This window comes from Shewanella sp. SG44-6 (assembly GCF_014164185.1).
Lineage (GTDB): Bacteria > Pseudomonadota > Gammaproteobacteria > Enterobacterales > Shewanellaceae > Shewanella > Shewanella vesiculosa.
Genome location: NZ_JACJER010000155.1, coordinates 1 through 9,337 on the forward strand (window position 1 = coordinate 1; position 9,337 = coordinate 9,337).

Sequence of the window (9,337 nt, forward strand, 5' to 3'; positions counted from 1 at the left end):
CCATGACCAATCTTCGTTACATTGTTAGGCTCGCTACTTTATTCAGAGCCCTAGGTTCATCTGGTGATACAGATGGTTCACTCAAAAGCGGTGAACAGCGCTTCATACGACCTCACGTCGCACGCCCCAAAGCTTGTTAGAGAACATCCAATTTAAACTTTGCTCGAACATAGTTATCGCTAGTTTATGAAAGCACTATTTTGATATAAATTTATCTACGATTAACATCATAAAATCTTTGCGACAGTGCACTGTTTTTTTATACAGTTATAATTCATTTGTGTTAAAACAACAGTGTTGTTTCTCGTTATGTAATTGCGAAAATTCTCGGTTTTACCTAAAGGATAATTCTATCTAATTGAATTAGCTGATTTTTGTTAACATATCTGCTCTGCATAACGAGTTTGTATTATTCTCGATTATCTAAATTCTCGCTTTTGCCTAGACTAAAAGGTGATTGATTTGGATTATTTAAGCTGATAAGTTACTAAAATCATTAATAATTAAAGCCATTTGGATGTTGTGTTTTGGTGAGCTTCTCAGGATGTTTATCGGAATTCTCGTTAATACGCTGTTAGCACACTATAGAACCAAAGATATGTCATATACCATTAACGGCGAAGAACCGAATATAATCGGAAGTGAATGCGAAGGTTTTATTCTTAGCCAGATACAAGAGGATTTTCAAATTACCGATCCTGCGAATGTCGTATATTTGAAATTTAATGGTACTTGGTACCGTTTGTATTTTGATGGTAATACGGTGTTTTGGAGGAGTGATGAGAATGTGGCATTCGAACCTGTAAACGGTAATTTTGATTGTTGTACCACTATTTTAAATTTAAATGAAATGGATGGTATTGTTGGTTCCAAGCTTGAGTCAATTGTATATTCCTCAACAGAAAGCGAGGTTATTGCAGCACTTGCCTTTTCTCAAGGAAAAACCCTAGAACTAACACACTATGGTAATCAAGATGTTACGCAAATCAAGTGCTAACAAGGCCAGCCAATCTGACCTCCGTAAACTGTCTTCTTTTTTGCAAAAAAACGCAAAAAAGCAGCCAATTCACTCCGGCAGTTGCTGGCGGCGTTATCGAATATTCGATTCCCATACTTTTCCTAACACTAGTCGTCATTTTTAGAGTTTGGTTCTAGCTCATTTTTGTCCATAAATGATTTAGATTCCTTGATTGAAAAAGCCTAAATTCAGCTTTGAACTTGAGGCCGTTGAAGCCTTTTTTATAAAAGAGTGCGTGAGCTGGCCCGCTAGCTTTCGTGGTACAGGTCGTTCCTTGGCATCCTGCCATTACGACATTCGTGAATCCATTCACATCAGATGTACCATCGGAAGCGATAGCATTTTCACTCTTTATTGCAAGATGGACCGAAGCAGTCTGCAAATGTAGGTCAAAGTTAAATCTGCCCCCCATGGCGACTTTTCGCAGCTGTTGTTTTGTAAAAAGCGAAAATGTTGCGGGCAGCTGGGCTAATTCTTTTATAAAGAGTAAAGAGGGAACAGCCATTGGTTTCCTCTTGGTCTGGTGTGGGCGAAGCGCCACGACGTTAGCGGCCGTAGGCCGAAGGCCATAAGTACAAGATATAAAAAACAAAGCTGGATTCCGGCTCAAAAACATTGCCGGAATGACAAAGTATTTGGCCCGTGCAGTGTGGAACCTTGCGATCTTAAGCGTTAGTGATCGTAGGTCTATCTTAAATCCACTTTTGTCCAGAAATAAGTTAACTCATGTTCTTGTATAGCACTTTTCCATAGCCATCAATTAAGTTGAATCGAAGAGATAAAATTCAGGTGTAGATAAGCTAGGGAGTATCCCAAATACGGATGTTTTGGTTGAGCCCACAAGGATGTGCTTGCGGCGTCTCACTGGATTATCTGCACTAAAGCCTGCGGCAGGTAATTAATAACATTGAATTAACGATTTAAAACAAACTAGTAGATATGAAATAGGTTGGGCATTATTCGGACGAAAGTTTAACTACCAGCCAATAATGGGCCACAAATAAGTTAGTTTTCTTGGCGTAGAAATGGATAAGTAAACTCTGAACTTGAGGACTTTGTGCTGCTCAACTAAATCCATAGACATCTTTTACTCTAAGGTAAAAAAGGCCTCAACCGGTTACGTTAAAGCCTAAACCTGCCTAATTTACACCGTCTTTGTCTGAGTTAATAATCGATTAAGCCGAATTTAACTTCACCAAAGCAAGGCTTATACAACAATCCCCAAGCCATAAGATGACTTGGGGATTGTTGTTTTTCGTAAATATTTCTGCTGTAAATATTTGTAGTCTATATCTATTTTGCGTTAGCGTTTCCGCTATTGCTTAGGTAACTTACGACCATATATCAGCAAATAAATTGCGGGGATAACAAATAGCGATAATAGCGGCGCAGTCACCATACCGCCGACCATAGGTGCGGCAATTTTTTGCATGACTTCATTGCCAGTACCGCTACCCCACATAATTGGCAGTAAACCAAAAAATATGGTGGCGACTGTCATGGCTTTAGGGCGAATTCGCATTACTGCGCCCTCAACTAATGCGGCAGTTAAATCCGCTCTACTGTGGTAGTTGCCGGCTTGTTTATAGGCCTTAATACTATTATTAAGGTATACCTGCATTACTACGCCAAACTCGGCAGCAACCCCAGCGAGGGCAATCATACCGACCGATACCGCAACGGAAAAGTTAAAATCCAGCCCATAAAGTAGCCATGCACTACCTACCAATGAAAAAGGCAAACTTAGCATGATCACCGATGCTTGTATGACCGAATTAAATGTCATCATTAGCAGCATAAAAATCACCGCAATCATTAATGGGATCACCATTTTCATCTTAGCATCAACCCGCTGCATGTACTCGTATTGCCCCGCAAAGCTATAGTTGTAGCGCGGAGGCAGAGTAATTTGTTGCTTAAGTGCCTTTTCAGCCGCAACGATATATTCACCAATCGAAATGTCTTTGAGATCGACAAACACCCATGAGATCAGGCGGCCATTTTCACTGGCTAACATGGGGGCACCATCACTGATGTTGAGATCAGCTAAATAGCTTAATGGTAAGTATTTCCCTGTTTTAGTCAGCACAGGTAAGTTTTTGAGTTTCTCGATATTATCTCGTAACTCTCGCGGGTAACGTATATTGATGGGATAGCGTTCTTGGCCTTGAATTGACTCACCAATGGTCATGCCACCAATAGCCATTTGCACTACATCTTGGATATCTTTTAAGGTCATGCCATAGCGTGCAGCATTTTTAAGATCTGGGGTAATATCAATATATCGCCCACCGCTACTGCGCTGTGAAAATGCTGACACTGTGCCAGGTAATTGGTTTACTACCGCTTCTATTTCAGCGCCAATACGTTGCAGTTCTTCGACATTCGACCCCGATATCTTTATGCCAACAGGTGTTCTCACCCCAGTAGATAACATATCGATACGAGTCTTAATCGGTTGCACCCAAGCATTAGTCATCCCTGGAATACGCACGGTTTTTTGCAGTTCTGCAATAATGCTTTCTAAGGTTACGCCATCACGCCATTCTGCTGTGGGTTTGAGCATAATAGTGGTTTCGAGCATGGTTAGCGGTGCAGGATCCGTTGCGGTAATGGCGCGGCCCACTTTGCCAAATACCCGTTTGACTTCGGGAACGGTTTTTATTAGTCGGTCGGTTTGCTGCAATATTTCTGCCGCTTTACCCGCGCTGACACTGGGCAATGTGGTTGGCATATAGAGCAGATCACCTTCTTCCAAGGTGGGCATAAATTCTGATCCCATCTGGCTTAATGGGTAGTAAGCACTGAATAGCACAATAATCGCCAATCCAATGGTGATTTTAGGGAAGTTCAGTACCCATTTTAGTAATGGCTGATAGATAGCAATCAATACCCGACTAATAGGGTTTTTACGCTCATCAGGGATTTTTCCGCGGACAAAATAGCCCATTAATACCGGAATTAAGGTGATTGCTAAGATTGCAGATGCGGCCATAGCAAAGGTTTTAGTAAAGGCCAGTGGATGGAATAAACGTCCTTCTTGCGCTTCAAGGGCAAAGACTGGAGTAAAGCTTAATGTAATGATCAATAAGCTGAAGAACAGTGCTGGGCCGACCTCAATTGAGGCTTCTTTTACCAGTTGCCAGTGATCTTCTCCCTCAGGAGCTTTACCGTGTTTTTGACGATAATGTTCTAAATGTTTATGAGTATTTTCGACCATCACAATAGAGGCATCAACCACAGCACCAATGGCAATGGCAATGCCGCCTAAGCTCATAATGTTGGCATTGACTCCAATAATATTCATGGCGATAAAGCTGACTAAAATTGAAATAGGTAAGGTGATAATCGCCACTAAGGTTGAGCGGGCATGCAGTAAAAACAGTAGGCAAATAAGCCCAACTACGAGCATTTCTTCAAGCACTTTATGGGTAAGGTTATCGACTGAGCGCAAGATTAAGTCTGAGCGGTCATAAGTGGTGACTAACTCGACACCATCAGGTAGTCCATTACTGATTTGCTCGAGTTTTTTCTTCACATTATTAATGGTTTCAAGGGCATTTTCACCATAGCGCATTACGACAATGCCGCCGACGACTTCGCCTTTACCATCAAGTTCTGCAATGCCACGGCGCGCTGCCGGGCCGGTTCTTAATTGCGCGACATCTTTCATTAATACCGGCGTGCCGGTTTCGGACAAAATACCTAAGGGAATTTCAGCAAAGTCAGCAATGGTCTGGCGATAACCACTTGAGGTGATCATATATTCTGCTTCGGCCATTTCAATCACCGAGCCGCCAGTCGAGCTATTGGAATTATCTAAGGCATTTTTAATGGTCATTAAGTCGATTTGATACAAAGCTAGCTTATGCGGGTCGACGACCACTTGATAAGTTTGTTCCATACCACCGACGGTAGCAACTTCAGATACTCCTGCAACACTTTGTAATTCAAGCTTTAAAAACCAATCTTGTAATGAACGTAATTGAGCTAAATCATATTGTCCGTTGCGATCGACTAAGGCGTATTGAAAAATCCAACCTACACCAGAAGCATCTGGCCCAATGCTTGGCGTAACGCCCGCGGGCAGTTGATCTTGGGTTTGAGACAAGTATTCTAATACCCGTGAACGTGCCCAATAAATGTCGGTGCCGTCTTCAAAAATGACGTACACAAATGAATCGCCAAACATTGAAAACCCACGCACCGTTTTAGCACCGGGCACGGCAAGCATGGCCGATGACAATGGATAGGTGATTTGATCTTCAACCAATTGCGGTGCTTGGCCTGGGTATGATGTTTTAACAATCACTTGCACATCGGATAAGTCGGGAAGCGCATCGAGTGGTGTCATGCGCATCGCTTGATAACCCACTAAGGCGATAACGGCCGTGAGTACCAACACCATAACGCGTTGTTTTATTGAAGCACTGATAATTTTTGCTAACATTGTTGTGCTCCTTTAGTGCTGGTGAGCATCTGTCGCAGTGGCATTTATTGGCGCATTACTTAAACGCTGTAAACTGCCTTGAATACTGGCTTCTGAGTCCAATAAGAACTGCCCTGAAATAACCACTTTGTCATGTTCATTCAGTCCCTCTAAAATTTCGGCTCTACCGTCTGCCATCATACCAATTTTGACTGGCACCGAAGCAAAGCTGGTATCACTGCGCTGCACCACAATACGGTTCTCACGTCCGGTAAGAATCAGCGCCTCAGTTGGTACAGTGAGCACGTTATTTTTAGGCAAACCATATAAGGTCACATCCACTAAGCTACCGGGCCTAAGCTTGTCGTGATGATTATTCAGTTTGATCCGCACTCGCATTGCGCGGGTGACTGGGTCTAATTCGGGGTAGATGTAGTCAATGGTTGAGTCGATATCAAACAGTCCTTGCGCCGCGGCACTCACAGTGACTTTATGACCTTGTTGTAACCAATTTTGTTCGTTTTCAAACACATCTGCAATCACCCATACGCTGTCTAAATTAACGATTTCAAACAAGGTATCACCTGGCTGAATGTACATACCATCGCGAACGGTTAATTTACTGATAAAGCCATCTTGCGGAGCATAAAAAGGTACTTTAAAAATGGTTTCACCGGTTTTTTCTAAGTGCTTGATTACAGAGCTATCGACACCGAGTAGTTCTAAGCGTTTGCGTGCTTTGCGTAATAAACTACTGCCCCGTTTTGTATCTTGTTTAAGGTAGTCTTGTGCTTGGGAATAGTCGTCTTGGGCATTGACCAGTTCGGGCGAGTACAGTTCATATAAAAGTTGGCCCTTTTTTATTTGTTGTCCCACGTTATTTACCGTTAGCGTTTCTATCCATCCGGTTGCGCGTGTATGCACATGGCCAATCGCATTCTGGTTATATTCTACTGTGCCTATGGTGTTCACTTGGCGAGATAAGCTCGTTCTTTCAACGACATGACTTCGCATGCCTAATGCCTGCTGCATGCCGCCAGATACACCGACCACAATTTCTTGGCTTGGGTCTGTCACGGTCACTTTTTCAAGGTTCATACCACAGATAGGGCAAGTTCCAGGTGCATCGGATATCACATGTGGATGCATAGGACAGACATATTTTACATTGGTGCTATCGCTTTGATTGGCTGTCGGCATTAATTTAGTTACTAATGCGGGTTCAGGTTGACTAAACACCTTATCTGCTTGGCTTTTTTCTACAGAAGCAGCACTTTGCATGTTTGCCATTGGCGCTTGAGTGTCGTCAACTGTGGATTCTTCTTCCTCCTCTTTGACGACGAGAAACATATTACAAATGGGACAGGTTCCCTCTTTAACACTGATCACTTCAGGGTGCATCGGGCAAGTATAGGTTTTACCAGCTTGTACCTGATGCTGGGCATGATCGTGCTCTGCGCCATAAACGACAGGTGATGTCATAGTAATAGGGATTATTACCCCAACAAACGCGCCTAGTAGCACACTAGAAAGTGGTAATTTCTTCATAACAACCTCGATATTCATCATGACGATACTGACGATCGTCATGATGAGAAACACTAAAAACAATTATATTGAACGTACGCAATGCACAAGGATAATCAATTAAACTTGTTTGCTATGCTTTGTTCTACTGGGATAGCGTTTTGCATGTTTGTCATTGGATGCTGCATGTTTGTCATTGGATGAGTGTCGCCAGCGCTGGACTCAGCTTGCTCCTCTTTGACGACGAGGAACATATTGCAGATGGGACAGCGTCCCTCTTTATCGCTGATCACTTCAGGGTGCATCGGGCAAGTATAGGTTTGACTGGCTTGCGACTGATGCTGGGTATGATCGTGCTCTGCGCCATAAGCAACAGGTGATGTGAGAACTGCTGGGATGATGACACCAACGAATGCGCTTAATAGCACGCTAAAAAATGGTAACTTTTTCATAATAACCTCGATATTCATCATGATAATACTGACGATCGTCATGATGATAAACGCTAAAAAACAATAGTATTGACTGTGCTCAACGCACAAGAATGATCAATTGAATTAAGCGATAGGAGGGCGGAACGCAGGAGGGAAAGCGATTGATACACGGTTAACAACCATCGCAAGCGGTGCAGGATAGACCGGAATATTAAGCATCGCCAATGGCATATCAATTAGGTTAGCGGTAAACGAAATAGTCAAACAGTGGTTACAATCCGGACTACAAACACCTGAACCATTACAACAGCTGGTTTGCGGTAACGATGCAGCAATGGATTCATCCACATTATTGACAGCACTTGGCATATCATGGCAATTCTTCATTGCCCCGTGCGTCATCGTTGTTGTGGTATTGGTTGTGTTAGCGGACATTTTTTGAGCCATTTCTGCATGGGCCATTGGCACCATCAAACTGTCATTAGTCAGTAACCCCTGTCCGACAAGTGCGAACAAAGTGATTATGATGATCCAATAGTTTGACTGCTTTGCTCTCATTTAGCCTTAACCAAGTCGTTTTATGGGGTTAGCTTAACAGACCTTTACTTCAGTAAACATCTTTCAAGTAATAACACATTATATTCATTAATCTGAAAATGATGATAACGCTTTTATGACCATTATCGTGTGATACACATTCCATTTCATTAATTTAGGGTCCACTTAGGTTTAAAACGGCATTATTTACCTTTTAGTTTGAGCCGATACCTGTTGCGCTTGAGCATATCAATCACCCAAATTAATCCACTGAAGGTTAACCATAAAGTGATAAATGCAAACATCATAATAGGGATGTTATTAAAACTGCCTTGATTGGTGTAATCCATAAAGTGCAGCATAAAAAATATATCGGCTAAACGTGTATGTTCATCACTGTGGCCGACGAGTCGACCCGACTGCGCTTCAATATATACGCTGGTGGTAATGTTATCGGCAAAGTTTATCTGCCAAGTGTCATTGTGCTGTTTTGGAAAGTCGTCTAATGGTGGGGTGAGTAAGCGAGTTGAACTGATTTCGGCCTCTCCAGAGTAGGACGCTTTGGCCAGCTGTTGTGCCATTGTGGTATCAATTACGACTGGGTTACCGTCATACGCATCAACTAAGGTGTAGTCATGGTTAAGATTATTGTATAAGCCTTTTTCATGGGTTAATAAGTAGTAAGGCTTACCTAATAAAGTCATGAGGTTCAGTGACACACTAGGCTTAAATGTGGCCAAAATAGTGCTAGGTTCAAGCAAACGATGAGTTTCTATTACCACGTCAGCGTGAGTATCGTTAAGGTGGGTAAGACCTTGGGCTTTATTGTTATCCATGAGATTAAAATACAGGCCGCTGATTAACCATAGCAGTAACTGGATCCCTACAATGACAGATGCCCATTTATGCAGTTTTCTGACCCAAAGCATTAGGCCACCCCACTGTGTTTACGCTTACTCAACATAGGCTTGCGTTTGTTTTTAGTACGACGTAATACCCTGAAATACGTCAAGGTTAACCCGCTAACGGCAGCTAAAGTTGAGATCAGTGCTATCCAGAATAATAATTGATTATCGATTTCTTCAGCATCGCCATAATCCATCACATGAAAGCGAAACATCCAGTCGAATAAACGCCAAAATGCATGGCGCTTTGCTACTACTAATCCGCTGTCAGCAGAGATATAAATTGATGGTGCGGAAAAGTGGTCGAAATTAATTCGCCACGCAGGTAAGTGGCGAGCACTAAGTTCAAAAGGCGGATTATCGGTCAGTAAACTCACGTCGGTAATCGGCTCATTACCAAGGTAATAATATTGGGCTAATGCAATGGCTGTTGTTTGATTAAGTGGCGATAAACGTTCCCCTGTCTGGGCATTTAGCATTAGCTGCT

7 protein-coding genes and 1 pseudogene are annotated in these 9,337 nt (G+C 42.5%); 1 reads left to right on the plus strand and 7 read right to left on the minus strand.

Translation table 11 applies throughout. The annotated features are described in order from the left end of the window. Window positions 1-598 precede the first annotated feature (598 nt). Window positions 599-997 carry a hypothetical protein gene (locus H5185_RS19305; protein WP_182742904.1) on the plus strand — a complete coding sequence of 133 codons (399 nt, stop codon included), beginning with the start codon at window positions 599-601 and terminating at the stop codon, window positions 995-997. A 154-nt stretch (window positions 998-1,151) separates the two neighbouring features. Here the strand turns inward: H5185_RS19305 and H5185_RS19310 are convergent, their stop codons facing one another. The 7 genes and pseudogenes from H5185_RS19310 to H5185_RS19340 form a co-directional block, all read right to left on the minus strand. Continuing rightward, window positions 1,152-1,523: a hypothetical protein gene (locus H5185_RS19310; RefSeq protein ID WP_182742905.1), complete on the minus strand. Its 372-nt coding sequence runs from the start codon at window positions 1,521-1,523 to the stop codon at window positions 1,152-1,154. Window positions 1,524-2,333: 810 nt separating this feature from the next. Continuing rightward, a complete protein-coding gene (locus tag H5185_RS19315; protein WP_182697689.1) occupies window positions 2,334-5,468 on the minus strand; it encodes an efflux RND transporter permease subunit in 3,135 nt (1,044 codons plus the stop codon). Between the two features lie 12 nt (window positions 5,469-5,480). After that, window positions 5,481-6,995: an efflux RND transporter periplasmic adaptor subunit gene (locus tag H5185_RS19320; protein WP_182742906.1), complete on the minus strand. Its 1,515-nt coding sequence runs from the start codon at window positions 6,993-6,995 to the stop codon at window positions 5,481-5,483. A gap of 95 nt (window positions 6,996-7,090) precedes the next feature. Further along, complete coding sequence (locus H5185_RS19325; protein ID WP_220494501.1) at window positions 7,091-7,426, minus strand: heavy metal-binding domain-containing protein; 336 nt, start codon at window positions 7,424-7,426, stop codon at window positions 7,091-7,093. A 105-nt stretch (window positions 7,427-7,531) separates the two neighbouring features. Continuing rightward, window positions 7,532-7,966 (minus strand): hypothetical protein, encoded by a 435-nt coding sequence (locus H5185_RS19330; RefSeq protein ID WP_182742907.1) that lies wholly within the window; start codon window positions 7,964-7,966, stop codon window positions 7,532-7,534. Window positions 7,967-8,148: 182 nt separating this feature from the next. Then, the gene (locus H5185_RS19335) at window positions 8,149-8,874 is read right to left on the minus strand and encodes a hypothetical protein (RefSeq protein WP_182742908.1); all 726 of its coding nucleotides are present in this window, start codon (window positions 8,872-8,874) and stop codon (window positions 8,149-8,151) included. Then, window positions 8,874-9,337, minus strand: a pseudogene (locus H5185_RS19340) (PepSY domain-containing protein); the annotation flags it as partial. The pseudogene H5185_RS19340 and the gene H5185_RS19335, both read right to left, overlap by 1 nt.